The sequence below is a fragment of the Bradyrhizobium brasilense genome (assembly GCF_029714345.1).
GTDB classification, from domain to species: domain Bacteria; phylum Pseudomonadota; class Alphaproteobacteria; order Rhizobiales; family Xanthobacteraceae; genus Bradyrhizobium; species Bradyrhizobium australafricanum.
The window spans coordinates 823,349-840,135 of record NZ_CP121669.1; the positions used below are offsets into that span (position 1 = coordinate 823,349).

A 16,787-nucleotide genomic window follows, 5' to 3' on the forward strand; every position below is an offset into this window, starting at 1 on the left:
TTCCTTGCGTCTATAGGTGCGCCGTCTGCCTGGATCTGGTGCGAGAGCCGGTCGCGACGCGGCCGGGCCGCGTCCTGGCTGCGACCGCGGCGTCGACGAATGCGCCGACGGTGTTGATGTAGGCCTCGATCGAGGTGCCGCGTCTGCGGTACTTGGCGCGTTTGACGTACCAGTCCTGCAGCAGCGGCTTGATCAGCGAGGCCGTCAGCGTGACCTGGTCGATCGCGAAGACACCGCTGGCGACGCCCTGCTTGAGGACGCCGGCGATGATCTTCTCGGTCATCACCTCCATCTCGATGGCGCGCTGGCGCTCCGCCGGCGGAAACGACTTCGCTTCCATGAAGCAGAACACGAACCAGGGCTGCATCGCCTCGCTCATGCGGACATGGGTCGCGATAATCCAGTGCAGATGCTTGCGCGCATCCTGCTTCACGTCGGCGGGCGGCGAGTTGAGGACCTCCGCCACCGTTTCGGCGACCTCGCCGAGGATCATCGACAGCAACGTCGGCTTGCTGTCGAAGTAGGTGTAGAGGCCGCCCATGCTGAGGCCGGAGGCCTCCGCGAGCTGGCGCAGCGTGGTGGCGTGAAAGCCGTGCTTGTTGGAAAGCGTGAGCGTGGCGCCGATGATGCGCGTGAGATTCGGAACGGCGAGATGGGTTTTCTGGACCCGGATGGAATCCCGATGACGTTCGAGGATGCGTGCGCAAAGCACGTCCATCGCGAACGCATTCGCCGTCCCCGGTCGCTGACGCGCGAGACCCACGTTGCCTCCCTGGCTATGCTCCCGGACCATTTCATTTTGTTGCTGGTCCGGGCCGGGCTTTACGCCCTTGCGTAATTCCTAGCCCACGAAACGGCGCCCGGAAAAGGGGGATGATGAAATTTTCTGAGAGAGCGCTCGCTCGTTTTTTGGTCCGCGGCCGTGTTGCCGAGCCTGGGCGCGGCGGCGCTCTGGCCATCGTCGGGAACTTTTCTCGCTGAAAGCACAGCACAAATTCCCGGTGCACTGGTCGACCAGCACGCCGGTTAGACGGCCGTCACATTTTCGATCATGGGCGTGTGGGAAACTCAAGAGCGCAACGGCTTGCTGATTCGATGCGAAAATCTGACGTGACGTGCCCCCATTGCCAGGCCGGCTATCGCCGGATCGAACTGACGTCGAAAGGCGGCGCCGCGGGTGAGTTTCGCTGCCTGGTGTGCGACCACATCATCGAGCTGATGGATGGTTCGACCGATGTCGCCTTTCGGCTGACCGTGCAGCCGGGCAAGACGTCCTACGCCTACTAGCGTTTTCGGTTCGCGTGAAGGACACGTGCTCAAACACAGGGTAGCAGCGCCGGTCGGTGGCGCCATGCTCAACGCTGCTGCGGCAGGTTGACCTCGCTCCTTCGCGCCTCCTGGCTGCGGCGCTCGGCTTCGCCGCCCGATCGGGACAGCATACCGATCGCTACCATCGCTGCGGCAAAGCCGGCGGCGGCACCGACGCCGAGTGCCCAGCGCGGGCCGAGGTGATCGGCGACCCAGCCGACGATCGGTGCGCCGATCGGCGTGCCGCCGAGCGCAACGCCGAGCCGCAGCGCCATCACCCGTCCGCGCATCGCGGGCTCAGTCGAGAGCTGCATCAGCGCGTTCGAGGTGTTGGTGACGGTCAGCGCGGCGACGCCGATCACGACCAGCGCCGCGGCGAACAGCCAATAGCTCGGCGCCAATGCGGCGAGCGTGCAGCCCAGCCCGAAGATCGCGGCGCCCAGCATCAGCGAGCCGAAGCGCGGCTCCTCACGGCTCGCGGCAAGCAGCGCGCCCGACATCGTTCCGAGCGCCATTATCGACGACAGCAGGCCGAAGCCGCGCGCATCGGTGTGGAACACGCCAACCGCCATGGTGGAGATGAAGATCGGAAAGTTCAGTCCGAAGGTCCCGATCAGAAACAGCATGATCAGCGTCGCCCTAAGATCGGGCCGCGACCAGACATAGTGGAAGCCCTGCATCACGCTGCCCTTGGTGCGATGGGCGCGCGCGTTCGGGCGCAACTCGGAGGTGCGCAGCAGGGTCAGCGAGGTCAGCACCGCCAGGAACGATGCGCCGTTGAACAGGAATGCCCAGCCGGTGCCGACGGAGGCGATGATGAGGCCGGCGACGGCCGGGCCGATCATGCGCGCGGCGTTGAACGAGGTCGAGTTCAGCGCGATCGCATTCGACAGATTGGTATCGCTGACCAGCTCGGCGACGAAGGTCTGCCGCACCGGGGCATCGAGCGCCGCCGCGCAGCCGAACAGGAACGCGAAGGTGTAGACGTGCCAGAGCTGCACCAGCCCGGTGACGGTGAGAATGCCGAGGATGAGTGCCAGCGCGCCCATCGTCGCCTGGGTCGCCATCAGCAGCTTGCGCTGGTTGAAATGATCGGCGGCAAAGCCGGTCCACGGCATCAATAATAGTTGTGGCCCGAATTGCAGCGCCATCACGATGCCGACGGCGGACGCGCTGTGATTTGTCAGCTGGGTGAGAACCAGCCAGTCCTGCGCCGCGCGCTGCATCCAGGTGCCGATGTTGGACACCAGCGCGCCGGCCGCCCAGACCCGGTAGTTGAAGCTCGCGAGCGATCGAAATACGCGTCTCATGTTCTCTGAGGTTCATTCCCGCCGTGAAACCGCCCGAACCGCCGCGCCAGGAACAGGCCAATCAGAAGACCGCCGAGCCCGAGCGCTGCGACGTCGCTGGTGGTTCGCAAGCCGAAGTCGCCGACGCGGCAGACCAAGAGATATCCGGCCGCGAGGTTGAAGAAGCCCCACACGATGTTGACGGTCGACGAGGACAGGCCTTCGCCGGGCGGCTTGGCGAACGGGCTCTGGAACGCTTCGCCCATCATGCCGGCGACGACGTGGGGGATCGCATTGGTGAGAAAGGCGCCGCCGAAGAAATAGGCGACAAGATCAAGCCAGTTCATGCGCGTTGGTCCTTTCAACGAGATCGATGATCGCCTGCGTCGAGCCGGTTTCGCCGAGTCGCGGGAACACGTGCTCGATGCTGTAGGCATGCGCGTGCGGCCGCGCATCGGTCATGGCGTCGATCGCGAGCGTGACGTTGAAGCCCGCTTCATAGGCCTGTCTCGCCGTCGATTCGACGCCGCCGGCGGTGGCGACGCCGGCGATCACGACTTGCGTGACGCCATGCGCTCTCAGCAGGCTTTCGAGGTCGGTGCTGGCAAATGCGCCTCGCGTTCGCTTGGTCACGACGATGTCGCCGGGCTGTCGGTCGAGCTCCGGAATGAGGTCGGTCCATCCGTCGGGAAGCGGGCCGCCAAATGGATTTCCAATTGGATTTCCAATTAGATTTCCATGGCGCGGCGCCTGCTCGGTTCGTCCCGGCGAGCTGCCGTCGACATTGACCAGCGCGACCGGCAGACCGTGCAGTCGGAACGCAGCGCCAAGCGCGGCGGCGCGAGCCACGATGTCGCCGATCGGATGGGCGAAGGGCCAGCCCATGAGGCCGCTTTGTAGATCGATGACGATCAATGCGGTGATCGGATCGAGCGTCGTCAGGGCCATGGTCGTTACCTTTCTCGCAAGCTGTCGCGGCGCAGCCGGCCTCAATCCTCGACCAGCCGCTTCAGCAAGCCGACGGCGGCGGCGAGTTCGTCCTGCTCCCGCGCCGACAGCCGCGCGGCGATGGTGCGCGACAGCCAGTCCTGCCGTGCGGCGCGTCCGGTGCGCAGCCGCTCGCGGCAGCTATCGGTGAGCGACATGATGGTCTGCCGGCCGTCGTCCGGATCCGGCGCGCCGCGGACCAAGCCCGCAGCCTCGAGCGCCGATATCGCCGAGCTCATCGACTGCGGACGCATGCCCTCCGATCGCGCCAGGCTGGACACGGTCGCAGGGCCGTCCTTTTCGAGGCGAAGCAGCACCGCGACCTGGGAAGGCGGGAGGTCCTCGCGCTGACCCTGCTCGCGAAGCCGCCGCTTCAGCCTTCCAATCAACAGGCGAAGATCTTCGGCCAGCGCGGATGTGCGCGCCGAGCCGGGGCGGGCCGGTACATTGCTCATGCCGGATCGGATAGCATATATGAAGGTAAACTGTAAAGATCATCTTCGCAGTTTATCTGCATACGTGTCCTGCTACAGCCAACCGGCTGGTCTGACGCCACTCGCGGCCGGAATCGGCGCGGCACGCGAGAGCGTCCGCGCGCATGGTACGCTGGCCAAGCCTCTGCGAAGAAATGAAATGGACGGTGAGGGCTTCGAGCGCCTCAGCGCAATGGCGCGCGCTTACTCGGGCGCAGCGTCGCTGCTTGCCGCGGCCTCGTACATCTCGCGCGCGCGCCTGGTCACGGCCGCATAGCGCGCAGTCGCGCTGAGGCTCATCAGGCCGGCGCGCACCAGTCCGAGAATGGCGCGTCGGGAGTGGAATGGTCCGGTCTTGCTCGCGGCATATCCGCGCGGATAGAGCTGCAGGCGACCGGCGAGCGCTTCCTGCAACGCCATCTTCTGGGTCGCGCTCAGGCGCCGGCGCCGCGCGGGCTTGCTTGCTTCCGCCAGCATGCGCAGCTCGATGCCCGACGGTTTCCGTGGTGCGCCCTTCATTGTCAGCTCACATTCCGGCCGACTGGCGCGACCTTTCGCGAGGCCCGGCGCCCGGCCGGCATCGCCATGGACGCCGGCATGTGGCACATCATGGCTTGCGCTGTTGCTCATTCGTGAGACAGAACCGCATTTCGAGCAGCCGCGGCATCTGACGAAGGTCAGGACCGGTTGTGACGAAAGTCATATTCGTTTGCGACCGCTGCCGGCTTACGCCAGAGTGGGCTGCTCGCTGAGCTGATGGGCAACGCATGATCGATCTGAGCGCGGATTTGCTTGCGGCCGCAGAAGCCGACGTCATCGGGCTCGCCGTCATCGGCGCCGATCGAAGCATGCAGCGGAAGATCGGCCGGCTGGTCGAGTGGCTTCCCGCAACCGGCGTCGATTGCTGCGAGTGCATGTTGCTGGTCGGCATGGAAGCCGAGCTGACGGCGCTTGCCAGCGGCCGGCGGGACATGATCGCGTTGGCCGGTGTGCGTGGCGCGTCGCCTGACATCACGCAGCCGATGACGGCGGTCGTGCTGTGGAACGGCGCGCGGTCGCATTACTTCGTCATCGCCATGCCGGATTTTGCCGGCCGTCAGGTCGAAACGCTGCTCGGCAGCGAGCGTCGCGCCCGGCGCCTGATGGAGCAGCAACTCGAGGCGGCGAGCGCGGAGGTGCGCTTTGCCTCGCTGGCGCGGACGCGGCTGCGGCTGGCGCGCGATCTGCACGATACGCTGGTGCACTCGATCGTGGCGCTGCTGACCCAGATCCGGCTGATCCGGCATTATTTGTCGGCCGATCCCGCCCGTGTGGCGGACAGCCTCGCGACAGCTGAAGATGCGGCCGCGAGCGGCCTGAACCGCGCCCGCGAAGCCATCGATCGCCTGCGTACGCCCGACGATCTGAAGCTTGATCCCGACGTCGAGGGGCTGCTCAGCGACTTCGCCGCGCGCAGCGGTGTCAGGGTGTCGATCCAGATCGACGAAGCGGCGCGCCCCGGCTTGCGCGATTGCGGCTTGACGGTTCAGCGCATCCTCAGCGAGGCACTGCGCAACGTTCAGACGCATGCACAGGCACGCCGCGTCTCCTTTCACGCCTTCGACGAACCGGCCGCGGTCGGCCACAAGCTGATTGTCGAGATCCGCGATGACGGCCGCGGCTTCGATCTCGCGGTCCCGACTCCAGGACATTTCGGATTGATTGGCATGGCCGAATTTGCTGAACTTGTCGGCGGCAGCTGTGCGGTGGAGAGCGCGCCCGGGCAGGGAACGCTGGTCCGGATCTCGCTCCCCGTGGCGGTGCCGCCGGCAGCGTCTGCCGGCGTGCTGGCCGATTGAATTCGTTGCCGCGCATGCAACACGTTTTCGAGAGGATGACGGAAAGCCCGTGAGCAGAATTGAGAAGATACGGGTGCTGATCGCCGAGGATCAGACGCTGATCAGGGAAGGTATCGCGACGCTGCTCGCCCAGCAGAACGACGATTTCGAGATCCTTCCCGGCGCGGCCGATGGCGAGCAGGCCATCGAATTCGCGCGGCGCTATCGGCCGGACGTCATCCTGATGGATCTGCAGATGCCGCGGGTCGACGGCATCGCCGCGACCCAGCGGATTCTCCGCGAATTGCCGCAGACGCATATCGTGGTGCTGACGACGTTCGAGACCAACGACCTGATCTTCGAAGCGGTGAGCGCAGGCGCCAAGGCGTATCTCTTGAAGGACGCCAGGATGGAGGAGATCGCCTCGACGATCCGCGCGGTCATCAACGGCCAGTCCGGGCTTTCGCCCGGCGTCGCCGCGCGCATCCTCGACGAGTTCAAGCGGCTGCGCGGCCCGCGCGTCTCGGCGAAGCTGCCGGTTCGCGACGGGCTGACGGCGCGGGAGAATGAAATTCTTACGCTGATCGTCGAGGGCAAGAGCAACACCGAGATCGGCGAGCAACTGCATTTGGCGGAAGGAACCGTGAAGAACTATGTCAGCACGATTCTGGAGAAATGCCAGGTCAAGAACCGTACAGAACTCGCAATAAAGGCAATAACTTACTAGAAATAATTGGCCGCGATCGCACAACCACGCGGTTGATCCGGCTGAGATTGCTCGCCTTTCTCTGGGCCGCGCCCGCAAAATTGGCTATAGGGTTGTTTCGGATTTGCTTTTTGACACCGCAGGTCCGGATTGCGCGGCTATGAGTAAGCGGGAAATGACCATGAAGGGTATCGAGCGCCAGACCAAAGGTACGGACGGACCGGCGGACGCTCCGGCTGCCGGCAACGGCGCGGACGCGGCGGCGCATGGCATGGCGGCGATCGATCAGGTTCGCGACCTGCTGTTCGGCGGCGCGCAACGTTCGCTCGAGACCAACCTCTCGGGTCTGCGCGAGGAGATGCAGGCATCGCTCAAGCAGATGCAGGCGGACTTCACCAACGAACTCACCGCGCTTGCTGCGCGGCTTTCCGACCTCGAGCGGGATACCGAGCAGAAGCGGCTCGACTCGCTGAAGGATGTCGGCGCGGCGATCACCCAGCTCGGCTCGGTCATCAGCGGATTGGGATCCGGCCGCACGGGCAAATAGCATGGCAGCTGCTGCCGGCCAGAACCGCGAGATCGAGCAGCTCAAGACATTGCTGTTTCAGCCCGAGGCGACGCGCCTGACGTCGCTGGAGGCCGACCTCGACTCGCTGCAGCGCTATGTCGGCAACGCCGACCGCCTGGAGACGGCAACCGCGGGCATCCTGGTCGAGGCGCTGGAGCGCGCCGAGGTCAACCGGCCGCGCGAGCTCGCCAGCGCGATTGCGCCGGTCGTGGTCTCTGCGATCCGCAGCGAGATCAAGAACTCGCGCGAGCAGATGATCGAGGCGCTCTATCCGATCGTCGGCCGGCTGGTCAGCGCCGCGGTGGCGAATTCGTTCAGGGAGCTGGTTGCCTCGCTCGAGCAGCGCATCAATGCGTTGACCTCGGCGCAATTGTGGGTCGGCCGCGTCAAGTCGCTGGTGACGGGACGCCCGATCAGCGAATTCGTGCTCGCCGATCAGCCGCCGCAGATCAACCGGCTCCTGATCATCGAACGCGGCAATGGCCGCCTGATCGCGGACTGGAAACGCGATGCGACTGCCGACGAACGCGCCGACCTGCTCAGCGCGATGGTCGCGGCGATTCTGGAATTCTCCGTGCAGGCGCTCGCCGGCGAAGGCAATCTGCAGACGCTCGATTTCGGCGGACGGCAGCTCGCGCTGCGCGCCTCGCCCCGCTTCATCCTGGCGGCGGAGTGCCTGGGACCGCTGCGCCCCGCCGACAACGCCAGGATCAACTCGCTGTTTTTCGATGCGATCGAGCGCATCGACCGCGGCGCGGATTGCGACGGGCCGATGCTGGCGTCGCTGGCAGCCGCGATCGAGACCGACGATACGCCGCGGCGGATCGCGAGCCGGCGCGGCAAGGTGATCCTGTTCGCCTTGCTCGCGGCATTGGCCGCGCTGCTGCTCTGGCTTGCCGCGACATCGGTGACGCGCGGCCTGTTGGAGCGGCGGACCCAGGCGGCGCTGGAACAGCTCGCCGCAAAGCAGCCGTTGCTGGCCTCGTTCCCGCTGCGGCTCGACTTCGATCACGGCAGCCGAAGCGTGGCCGTTTCAGGCATCGAGCCGAGCCAGCTGGAAACCGCGCCGTTGATCGATGCGCTCGCCGCGGCCGCGGCACCGTACAAGATCGTCAACCACATCGGTCTGGTGTCCGCACCGGAACAAGTCGCGGCATCGCAGGCCGGCATCGCGGGCCTGCAGCAGAGCCTGACACGCCTGCAGGCGAGCCTCGACCAGATGCGTGAGGCGATCGGTACGCAGGCGAAGTCGGCCGACCAGAAATATGCCGCTCTCACCGAGCAATATGACAAGCTCGGCGAGCAGTATGTCAAATTGGCCGAGCAATATTCGAAGCTGCAAGCCGTCGCCGACGGTCCGGCGGCGCGGCTCGACCGCTTCATCGCCACCACCGCGATCTTCTTCGCGAACAATTCAGACGAAGTCCTCGACAGCGACCAGGCCGAGCAGCAGCTGCGCGAGCTCGCCGGACTGTTGGCGAACAACGATCTCAGGCTGCGGATCGTCGGCTATGCCGATCAGAGCGGCACGGAAGGCACCAACCGGACGCTGGCGCGCAAGCGGGCCGAGCAGGTCCAGCGCAGGCTGACTGCGCTCGGGGTCGATCCGTCGCGGCTGATTTTGGTTTCGCGTGCGGCGACGATGCCGATCACCGACCGGGTCGACGCCACCGTCGGCGGTAATCGCCGCGTGGCGTTCGAGACGGTCTATCGAGGCGAAGTGGCCCGCTGATGCTCACCGCGAAAGTCATGCTGCTCGGCGACATGGGGGTCGGCAAGACGTCGATCCTCTATCGGCTGATCTACAACCGGTTCGAGGGCCAGTACAAATCGACGCTGGGCGTCGAGATCCTGAGCCACGACGTGGCGCCGGCGGATGGCAGCGATCCGATGCGCCTCGTGCTGTGGGACACCGACGGCGATTTCGGCACGCAGATCTTCGACACCGTCTATGTCACCGGCGCATCCGCCGCCATCATCGTGTCCGACGTCACGCGGCCGCAGACGGTGACCCGCATGGTCGAACTGGTCCGCGGCTTCGAGGAGCGATTCCCCGGCCGGCCCTACCGGGCGCTGCTGAACAAGATCGACCTGCCGGAAGCCGCGGGCAGCGCGGGCGCGATTGCCGGGCTTGCGAAGTCGAGCGTCAAATCGGTCAGCGCCAAGACCGGCGTCGGCATTGCCGAGAGCTTTGTCGAACTCGCCCAGACCATCCGCCGCCGCCAGCTCTAGTTAGCGACAACGCGCACACGTCTGTGTCAGCCGTCCCGACTTCTCGGGGCTGGCGAATCGGGCCGGGACGGCTGACTTCATCGCACGTGGGGCGTACGATGAAAGGCTCTCGCGCGGCCGCAGAAAGCCGCACGCTTTTCCCGCCGACAGCACCACGCCGTCCCACACTCCGATAGTGACGATGGTCATCTTCCGCTCGGCCAATGGCCTGCCTATCGTCCGCCCCGTCACTGGAAACAGCCACGGGACGAACGGTGTCTCGGGCGCACGGAGCGAGAGATCATGAGCATTTTTGGAAGCATCATGGGTGCAATCTTCGGCCACGGCGCCCAGGCCAAAACCGCTGAGAGCACAACGACGGCTGCGCCCGGCGCAGCGCCATCGACGTCGACGTCTGCATCTGCTGCGCCCGGCACGGCGGCGGCACAAACCGTCGACGTCGCCGCGATCGTCGACAAGGCGGCCGCGGCGACTGGCGAGAAGCTCGACTGGCGCAGCTCGATCGTCGACCTGATGAAGGCGCTCGGTCTCGAAAGCAGCCTTGCGGCGCGCAAGGAACTCGCGAAGGAGCTGCACTACACCGGCGACACCAGCAACACCGCCACCATGAATGTCTGGCTGCATCAGCAGGTGATGGCGAAGCTCGCCGCCAATGGCGGCAAGCTGCCGGACGACATCAAGACCTGACGTCCCGCCTCGAGCCGTGCGCGGCGCTCGCGCCCGCGCGGTTCCGAACGATGTGTATTGCGTGAGGAGCAGTTGCGATGACCTCATCTCATCCTGCCATCCTGAACAGGCCGCGCGCTGGTGTGGTGCGGTCCGCCGCATTGGTCGGCGCGGCACTCGGATCCGTCGCGCTGGCGCTCGGCATCGATGTCGCCATCGCCCGCGCGGATAATTCCGGCGACGAGCCGCGGCCGGAAAATTCGAATGTGCAGCGCGCCGCGCAGAACCCGCCGCCGGCGCGGGTCATCCTGCCGGCCCCGTGGGAGCAGGCCGCGCCTGCGCAGCCGGTCGCGGCACCTGCGGAGCCGGCCGATCGCAAATAATCTTTCGCCCCCTTGGAGCGGCCGGCGATCCAGTCGCCGGCCGTGCCACGGCATTGATTTGGAAAACAGGAGATCACATGCTGAAGGAATTCAGGGAATTCGCCATGAAGGGCAACGTCGTCGATCTCGCCGTCGGCGTGATCATCGGCGCGGCATTCGGCGCGATCGTCTCGTCGATGGTGGCCGATATCATCATGCCGATCATCGGCGCGGTCAGCGGCGGGCTCGACTTCTCCAACTATTTCACCGCGCTGTCGAAGTCGGTGACCGCGACCAACCTGGCCGATGCCAAGAAGCAGGGCGCGGTGCTGGCCTGGGGCAGCTTCCTGACGCTGACGCTCAACTTCCTGATCGTCGCCTTCGTGCTGTTCATCGTGGTCCGCCTCATGAACCAGCTCAAGCGCGAAGCGCCCGCGGCGCCGGCCGAACCGCCGAAGCCGACCAAGGATCAGGAGCTGCTCACCGAGATCCGCGATCTCCTCAAGTCGCGCGCGTAACGAGCGGCGCTTGCGTCCCTGCGTACAGCCCCCAGCTCTGGAGCCTCACCATGCCAGATCAGGTCAAGCTGCCCCGAAAATTGTCGCAAGAGCCCGGCGGTGCAGAGCCGCTACGGCCGAGCCACCGGCGGGTCATCGAGGAACTCGATCGCTGGGCCAACAGTCCCGGCCTGCAGCCTCCGAGCGATGAAGAAAAGCCGAACGACGACAAGCGCTAGGCGGCCATGACCTCGCATGGCCGGATCGCGGCCGTTTCGGTCAAGCCCGCCGGGCCGTCGCGATCAGCGCGGTCGACGGAATCGCGAAGCTGTCGCCGATCCGCCTGTGCTCGATCTCGGCGCGGAAGGCGTGCGCGACTGTGGCGCTCTGGTCCGTATCGAGCCCGCTCCAATGCGGCATGAACTCGAACAATTTGTCGACGTCACCGGGATTGGCGACATTGAGCTTGAAGTCGTGGGTGATCTCGGTGACGACAGGATCGGAGAAGCCGGCGGCGATGAGCGCAGCGGCGAGGCGGCCGGGGTCGGCGAGCTCGGCGAGGCCCGTGCAGGGCATCGGCGTGACATTGTCGGGATAGAGCCGCCGGATGATCTGCGAGAGCAAGAGATGCACGGCGGCGCCATCGGCGCTCTTCCAGACCGCAATCGCCGCTGATCCGCCTGATCGCGTCACCCGCGCCATCTCGCTGAGGCCGGTGCGCCAGTCCGGAAACAGCATCACGCCGAATACCGATACCGCCGCGTCGAAGGCGGCATCCGGTAGATCGAGCGCCTGGCCGTCCATCTGCCGCGCCTCGATATTCGCCACACCATGCGCGCGGACACGCGCCACCATGCCGGCGGAGAAATCGATCGCGGTGACCTCGGCTCCGGTGCGGGCGGCGGCAAGTGCCGCGGCGCCCGTGCCGGTGGCGACGTCGATCACCCTGGATGACGGGTCGATCGGAAGCGTTGCGACCGCGGCGTCGGCGAACAATGTCGTGAACGGCTGCGACTGCGCCTCATAGGCGGCGACCATTTTGTCCCAGTGCGCGGGATCGTTGTACGGCAGAGGTTTCGCGTGCTCACTTGACTGCATGAATCTGGTCCTCGAGATTTTGCTTGTGTTTGGCGAGCCGGCGCTTGAAATCCTTCGCGAGCGCTTCGAGCGTCACCGCGCCGAGCCGCTTCAGGAACAGCGCCTCGACCTCGCGAAACGTGTCTCCGAGCGCGTCGTTGACCGCCTGTTCGACCAGGCAGCCGGGATTTTCCGAGCGATGGCTCATCGCGACGATCGTGGGCGCGCCGACCGCGCGATAGATGTCCGCGAGCGTGATGTCGGCGGGATCGCGCGCCAGCGTCCAGCCGCCGCCGTGGCCCTTCTCCGAATGCACCAGACCCTGCTCGCGCAGCCCCGCCATCACGCGGCGCACCACCACCGGGTTGGTGGCCATCGCCTGCGCAAGTTGCTCCGACGTGACCGGCTCGCCGGCCCCGATCATGTGGAGCAGGCCGTGCAGGACGCTGGACAGGCGGCTATCGCGGATCATGTAACTTCTTATGTTACATGATGGACCGGGCGTCAAGAGGGGCGATGGCGGACATTGCCGCTCCTGGTCGCCCTCTTACCTCCCCTTGAAAAGGGGAGGTCGCTTTGCTCGACAGAGCAAAGCGGGTGGGGATCAGCTTTATCGGCGGGCAGCGTCGTCTGCGGCTGACCCCATCCCGACCTTCCCCCTTTCAGGGGGAAGGAGAAGAGATCAAGGACCTGCACCTGGGCTTTGATTGTTCAACCGAGATTCGCGTGCCGGATTTCGCGGCGTCGCCCGTTTAATCCGCATCGGGGTCGTTGGCAGGGGCGGTATCGTGGGCAGCGTGGCGGTCGATCGGATGTTGCGGGATGCGGTGGCGCACTATGGCGCGGGCCGCGCGGCGGAGGCCGGCACGCTGTGCGGCGACATCCTCACCGCCGATCCCGACCATGTTCCGGCGCTGCATCTGTCCGCCGTCGTCGCCTTCGTGACCGATCGTGCCGCGGAAGGCGCGATGCTGCTGAACCGGGTGTTCAACCTCGATCCGGATCATGCACCGGCCTTCGCCACGCTCGGCGATGCGCTCGCCGTGAAGGGCGAGCACGAAGGTGCGGTGGCGGCGTTCGAGCGCGGCGTGATGCTGCGGCCGCAGGATGCCGGCCTGTACATCAAGCTCGGCGTCGCATTTTGCGATCTGTCGCGCTTCGACGAGGCCGAGACCGCGTTCCGGCGCGCGATTGCGCTCGATGGTGGGCTGACGCGGGCGCGGTTCAACCTCGCTGTCGCGCTGGCCGGGCAGCAGCGGCCGGTCGCGGCGGAACAGGCCTATCGCGAGGTGATCGCGCGCGATCCGGTCTACCGCGGCGTCTGGCTCAACCTCGGCAATGTGCTGAGCGATCAGAAAAGGCACGAAGCGGCCGCCACGGCCTATCGCCGCGGACTTGCCACGGATCCCGACAATGCCGGACTGCATTGCGGCCTTGGCGCGGCGCTCTATCGCCGGGGCTTGCTGGAGGATGCAATCCTGCACTACCGCCGCGCGATCACACTCGAGCCCGGCAACATTGCGCCGCAGCGCCTGCTGGCCATGGTGCTGCACGAGGCCGGCGAGCGCGAGGAGGCTGTCCGCATCTATCGCCAGGTCTCGGCCCGCGACCCGTCCGATCATGTCATCCTCAACAATCTCGGCGCCTGCCTGTTCGAGCTCGGACAGGTCGACGACGCCATCGCCTGCGTGGAGCTCGCACTGGCGCTGAGGCCGGACTACGCCGCCGCGCACACCAATCTCGGGATCATCTTCGAGGCGCAGAATCTGGTCGAGGCCGCGGTCGCCGCGCATCGGCGCGCCATCGAGCTCGAGCCGCTCTATGCCAAGGGTCACGCCAACCTCGCGGTTGCGCTGCGCAATGCCGGCGAGATCGATGCGGCGCTGATGGCCTCGCGCCGGGCGATTGCACTCGATCCCGAGCAGCCGCTCGCGCACTACAATCACGCGCATTTCCTCCTGATGAACGGCGAGTTCGAGGAAGGCTTTGAGGAGTATCAGTGGCGCCGCAAGACCAGGATGCTCAGCGACGGCGATCCCGTGTTCGACGAGCCGGAATGGCAGGGCGATCCGCTCGCCGGACGCACGCTGCTGCTGTTTGCCGAATATGGACTCGGCGACGCCATCAATTTCGTCCGCTATGTGCCGATGCTGGCGGGCAAAGGCGGCCGGATCATTCTGCAGGTGCAGCCGGGGCTGGTCGCGCTGCTGCGGCCGATGCTGCCCGATGTCGCGGTGTTCGCGCGCGGCGAGCCGCTGCCGCCGTTCGATCTGCAACTGCCGCTGCTGAGCCTGCCGCGGATCTTCCGCACCACCGTCGAGACCATTCCTGCAGCGATATCCTATCTGCAGGCGGATGCCGTCAAGCTCGCGCGTTGGCGCGAGGCGCTCGCCGGCGTGACCGCGCTGAAGGTCGGCGTGGTCTGGACCGGCAATCCCAGGCACAAGGGTGACCGCCAGCGCTCGCTGCCGGCGGACGCCGTGCTGCCGCGGCTGGTCACATCGGGCGTGCAGCTCTACAGCCTGCAGAAGGAGCCGCGGCCGGACGATGCTCCGGTGCTGCTGCGTCTTGGTGCAGACGTTGTCGACCTCGCCCCGACGCTCGGCGATTTCGCCGACACCGCGGCAGCCTGCTGCGCGCTCGATCTCGTCATCGCCGTCGACACCTCGGTGGCGCATCTCGCCGGCGCGCTCGGCCGCCCGGTCTGGATGTTGTGTCCCTATGCGCTCGACTGGCGCTGGCTGCGCGAGCGCGCCGACACGCCCTGGTATCCGACCATGCGGCTGTTCCGCCAGGACAAGCCGCAGGCCTGGGATCGCGTGCTGGCCCGCGTGTCGGAAGAGCTTGCGCGCGTTGCGGCCGGCGAACGGGAGTTGCTGTTGCCGGCAGCGGCGAAGTGATCGGCCATCACCCCGCACTCATCCCCTGCGCGCCGCCGAGCAGCTTGGCGTTGAGCCGGCCGCCGTCGAACAGCATTTCGTTCACCGCGCCGTCGACGTCAGAGGAGGTGACCTCGCGGCCACCGTCCCTGACGATGCTGGCCTGGGCGAGACGGCGCATCAGCTCCTTGATGAAGGCGGCGCTGACGCCTTCGGTGCGTCGCACGGCGTCGTCGATGACGGGCTGTTCCAGCGGCAGGCCCTTGCCGTAGAGCCGGATCAGCTTGCCGCGTCCGGTCTCGTCGGGTAGCGGCACCTCGATCGCCTGGTCAATGCGGCCGGGCCGGCCGGCCAGCGCGCTCTCCAGCTCTTCGGGACGGTTGGAGGTCAGCACGAACAGGATGTCGCAATCCTCCTTCAGGCCGTCCATCTCGTTGAGCAGCTTGTTGAGCAGGGATTCCTCGCACGGCCCGCCCATGTCCTCGCGGTCGCGCGCGATCAGATCGACATCCTCGATCACCACCATGGTCGGCTGCAGCAGCCGCGCGAGGTTCATATAGGCGCCGAGCAGCCCGACCTGCTCGGCGGTGATGATCAGCGTGGTGTGATCCGGCAGATTGGTGGCGAGATAGCGAATGGTGTGGGTCTTGCCGGTGCCGGGCGGGCCGTAGAGCAGGATGCCCTTGCGGGTCGACTGGCCGAGCTCGCGCAGCCGATCGCGGCTTTCGACAAAGCCGAGCACGTTGCGATCGAGCAGCCGCAGCGTCCGGTCCGGCAGGATCACGTCATCGCGAGCGACCGTCGGCAGGCGATGCACGGTCAAGCCACGCGAACGTCCGCGATAATTGGCGCCATCCTCCAGCGACAGGATCTTGCCGCGATAGGATCGCGCCGCATGCACGGCGGCTTCCAGTTCGGCGAAAGTGCGCTGCACGAAAGCATTGCCGGTCGCCCCGGCGGGCAACGCTAGCTCGATTCGCAGCGACGGCTCGTGATCATATTCGCGATGGAAGGTCAGTAGCACGGCGTAGCGCAGTTCGCCGGTTCGGCACAGCCATAGTCCATTGGCGAGGCATTTCACCGGCTCGGCCTCGCCGATATCGACATCGCGATATTGCGGCGGCGCGATCGCCGGCGCATTGCGGCCGGCCTTCATCAGCGCCGCGAAGTCCAGCGTCTCGTAGCGATATTCTTCATGGATGCCGAAGAAGTGGATTGGATCGGTGAATAGCTTGTCGATTGCGACCTGAACGTCGGCGCGCATGTGGCCCGGAAACTGTCGCGCCCGTGTCACGATCAGGTTGCGTGGCACGCCGGCGAAATGCCAGTCGAGCGCAACGTAAGCGGATCGAAACGTCTCGCCCGGCAATTCTTCCGAGCTGCGCCGTGCAGCGAGCAGGCAGTCGCTGCACAGCGACGCAGTCGTACCGGAGATCAGAATCTCCGTCACGGCCCTCGGGGCTTCGCAGAGATCGCAGGGGCGGCTGGCGTCGGCCGACTCGGTGGTGATCATCAACGGCTGGCCGTTGGAGCGGATCAGCCACTTCGCCGAGTTGAAGATTGCCCGTGCCACCGGTCCCGGATAGGGACCGCACGGAATGGCGCCCTTGGCCTCGATTAAGGCAGCGGAGGCGATGGCTTCCTGCTCTGATTTCCCAAACACCGTACGCAACAAATCCTGCACGAATTCCAGCGGGGTTTCATCGTCGTCGTGAATGAAGAGCCGCACCGGACCGTCGTCGCTAAACACGTCGTGCATGAGACCCCCGAAACGCAATTGGGAACAAAAGAACAAAGTAAGAACATCACTCCTGCGCGTCAAGCGAAAGATTCTGCGGTCTCACCCCTGACGTGTAGTGAGCCGGCCGGGAACGCGCACTGGAAGTGTAAACGCGGCTCAACGCCTGTGACGATTGTGTTGCGGCA

21 protein-coding genes are annotated in these 16,787 nt (G+C 65.9%); 12 read left to right on the top strand and 9 right to left on the bottom strand.

The genetic code is table 11. From position 1 onward, the window contains the following. Positions 1-10 precede the first annotated feature (10 nt). Positions 11-718: a TetR/AcrR family transcriptional regulator gene (locus tag QA635_RS03720; protein ID WP_176936742.1), complete on the bottom strand. Its 708-nt coding sequence runs from the start codon at positions 716-718 to the stop codon at positions 11-13. A gap of 392 nt (positions 719-1,110) precedes the next feature. Here QA635_RS03720 and QA635_RS03725 point away from each other — a divergent pair, with 392 nt between their 5' ends. Further along, positions 1,111-1,287 (top strand): MJ0042-type zinc finger domain-containing protein, encoded by a 177-nt coding sequence (locus QA635_RS03725; protein ID WP_253606281.1) that lies wholly within the window; start codon positions 1,111-1,113, stop codon positions 1,285-1,287. Between the two features lie 68 nt (positions 1,288-1,355). On the opposite strand, the gene QA635_RS03730 is transcribed toward QA635_RS03725, so the two are convergent. From QA635_RS03730 to QA635_RS03750, 5 genes are all read right to left on the bottom strand, one after another. Next, entirely contained in the window at positions 1,356-2,618 is a 1,263-nt protein-coding gene (locus tag QA635_RS03730; protein WP_283067004.1) for an MFS transporter, read from the bottom strand. After that, complete coding sequence (locus QA635_RS03735) at positions 2,615-2,944, bottom strand: hypothetical protein (protein ID WP_283067006.1); 330 nt, start codon at positions 2,942-2,944, stop codon at positions 2,615-2,617. The genes QA635_RS03730 and QA635_RS03735 overlap by 4 nt, the downstream gene beginning before the upstream one ends. Beyond that, positions 2,931-3,545 carry an isochorismatase family protein gene (locus QA635_RS03740; RefSeq protein WP_283067008.1) on the bottom strand — a complete coding sequence of 205 codons (615 nt, stop codon included), beginning with the start codon at positions 3,543-3,545 and terminating at the stop codon, positions 2,931-2,933. Before QA635_RS03740 ends, QA635_RS03735 begins: the two co-directional genes overlap by 14 nt. Before the next feature lie 41 nt (positions 3,546-3,586). Next, positions 3,587-4,039 carry a MarR family winged helix-turn-helix transcriptional regulator gene (locus QA635_RS03745; protein ID WP_057018938.1) on the bottom strand — a complete coding sequence of 151 codons (453 nt, stop codon included), beginning with the start codon at positions 4,037-4,039 and terminating at the stop codon, positions 3,587-3,589. 222 nt (positions 4,040-4,261) lie between these two features. Continuing rightward, positions 4,262-4,576, bottom strand: a complete 315-nt coding sequence (locus tag QA635_RS03750) for a hypothetical protein (RefSeq protein WP_225161524.1) — start codon at positions 4,574-4,576, stop codon at positions 4,262-4,264. 248 nt (positions 4,577-4,824) lie between these two features. Here QA635_RS03750 and QA635_RS03755 point away from each other — a divergent pair, with 248 nt between their 5' ends. The 9 genes from QA635_RS03755 to QA635_RS03795 all read left to right on the top strand — a co-directional run bounded on the left by QA635_RS03755 (position 4,825) and on the right by QA635_RS03795 (position 11,144). Further along, positions 4,825-5,895, top strand: coding sequence for a sensor histidine kinase (locus tag QA635_RS03755; RefSeq protein WP_283067011.1), 1,071 nt, complete (start codon positions 4,825-4,827; stop codon positions 5,893-5,895). 49 nt (positions 5,896-5,944) lie between these two features. Then, the gene (locus QA635_RS03760) at positions 5,945-6,601 is read left to right on the top strand and encodes a response regulator transcription factor (protein WP_028335911.1); all 657 of its coding nucleotides are present in this window, start codon (positions 5,945-5,947) and stop codon (positions 6,599-6,601) included. A gap of 160 nt (positions 6,602-6,761) precedes the next feature. Further along, a complete protein-coding gene (locus tag QA635_RS03765; RefSeq protein ID WP_283067014.1) occupies positions 6,762-7,127 on the top strand; it encodes a hypothetical protein in 366 nt (121 codons plus the stop codon). Between the two features lies 1 nt (position 7,128). Then, the gene (locus tag QA635_RS03770) at positions 7,129-8,880 is read left to right on the top strand and encodes an OmpA family protein (protein ID WP_283067016.1); all 1,752 of its coding nucleotides are present in this window, start codon (positions 7,129-7,131) and stop codon (positions 8,878-8,880) included. Further along, positions 8,880-9,380: a GTP-binding protein gene (locus tag QA635_RS03775; RefSeq protein WP_057018933.1), complete on the top strand. Its 501-nt coding sequence runs from the start codon at positions 8,880-8,882 to the stop codon at positions 9,378-9,380. The genes QA635_RS03770 and QA635_RS03775 overlap by 1 nt, the downstream gene beginning before the upstream one ends. A gap of 282 nt (positions 9,381-9,662) precedes the next feature. Further along, the gene (locus tag QA635_RS03780) at positions 9,663-10,067 is read left to right on the top strand and encodes a DUF3597 domain-containing protein (protein ID WP_225647149.1); all 405 of its coding nucleotides are present in this window, start codon (positions 9,663-9,665) and stop codon (positions 10,065-10,067) included. 77 nt (positions 10,068-10,144) lie between these two features. Continuing rightward, positions 10,145-10,429 carry a hypothetical protein gene (locus QA635_RS03785; protein ID WP_283067019.1) on the top strand — a complete coding sequence of 95 codons (285 nt, stop codon included), beginning with the start codon at positions 10,145-10,147 and terminating at the stop codon, positions 10,427-10,429. Positions 10,430-10,506: 77 nt separating this feature from the next. Then, positions 10,507-10,926 carry a large conductance mechanosensitive channel protein MscL gene (gene mscL / locus QA635_RS03790; RefSeq protein WP_225647147.1) on the top strand — a complete coding sequence of 140 codons (420 nt, stop codon included), beginning with the start codon at positions 10,507-10,509 and terminating at the stop codon, positions 10,924-10,926. A gap of 50 nt (positions 10,927-10,976) precedes the next feature. Continuing rightward, on the top strand, positions 10,977-11,144 hold the full coding sequence (locus QA635_RS03795) for a hypothetical protein (protein ID WP_283067023.1): 168 nt from the start codon (positions 10,977-10,979) through the stop codon (positions 11,142-11,144). A gap of 40 nt (positions 11,145-11,184) precedes the next feature. Here QA635_RS03795 and QA635_RS03800 read toward each other — a convergent pair whose 3' ends face one another. Both QA635_RS03800 and QA635_RS03805 read right to left on the bottom strand, forming a co-directional pair. After that, positions 11,185-12,003 carry a class I SAM-dependent methyltransferase gene (locus QA635_RS03800; RefSeq protein WP_283067025.1) on the bottom strand — a complete coding sequence of 273 codons (819 nt, stop codon included), beginning with the start codon at positions 12,001-12,003 and terminating at the stop codon, positions 11,185-11,187. Beyond that, positions 11,990-12,454: an Rrf2 family transcriptional regulator gene (locus tag QA635_RS03805; RefSeq protein ID WP_283067027.1), complete on the bottom strand. Its 465-nt coding sequence runs from the start codon at positions 12,452-12,454 to the stop codon at positions 11,990-11,992. Before QA635_RS03805 ends, QA635_RS03800 begins: the two co-directional genes overlap by 14 nt. Before the next feature lie 104 nt (positions 12,455-12,558). Here QA635_RS03805 and QA635_RS03810 point away from each other — a divergent pair, with 104 nt between their 5' ends. Then, on the top strand, positions 12,559-12,738 hold the full coding sequence (locus QA635_RS03810; protein ID WP_283067029.1) for a hypothetical protein: 180 nt from the start codon (positions 12,559-12,561) through the stop codon (positions 12,736-12,738). 56 nt (positions 12,739-12,794) lie between these two features. Next, positions 12,795-14,882 (top strand): tetratricopeptide repeat protein, encoded by a 2,088-nt coding sequence (locus QA635_RS03815; protein ID WP_283071467.1) that lies wholly within the window; start codon positions 12,795-12,797, stop codon positions 14,880-14,882. Positions 14,883-14,889: 7 nt separating this feature from the next. Here the strand turns inward: QA635_RS03815 and QA635_RS03820 are convergent, their stop codons facing one another. Continuing rightward, positions 14,890-16,620, bottom strand: coding sequence for an ATP-dependent Clp protease adaptor ClpS (locus QA635_RS03820; RefSeq protein WP_283067031.1), 1,731 nt, complete (start codon positions 16,618-16,620; stop codon positions 14,890-14,892). Between the last annotated feature and the right edge of the window lie 167 nt (positions 16,621-16,787).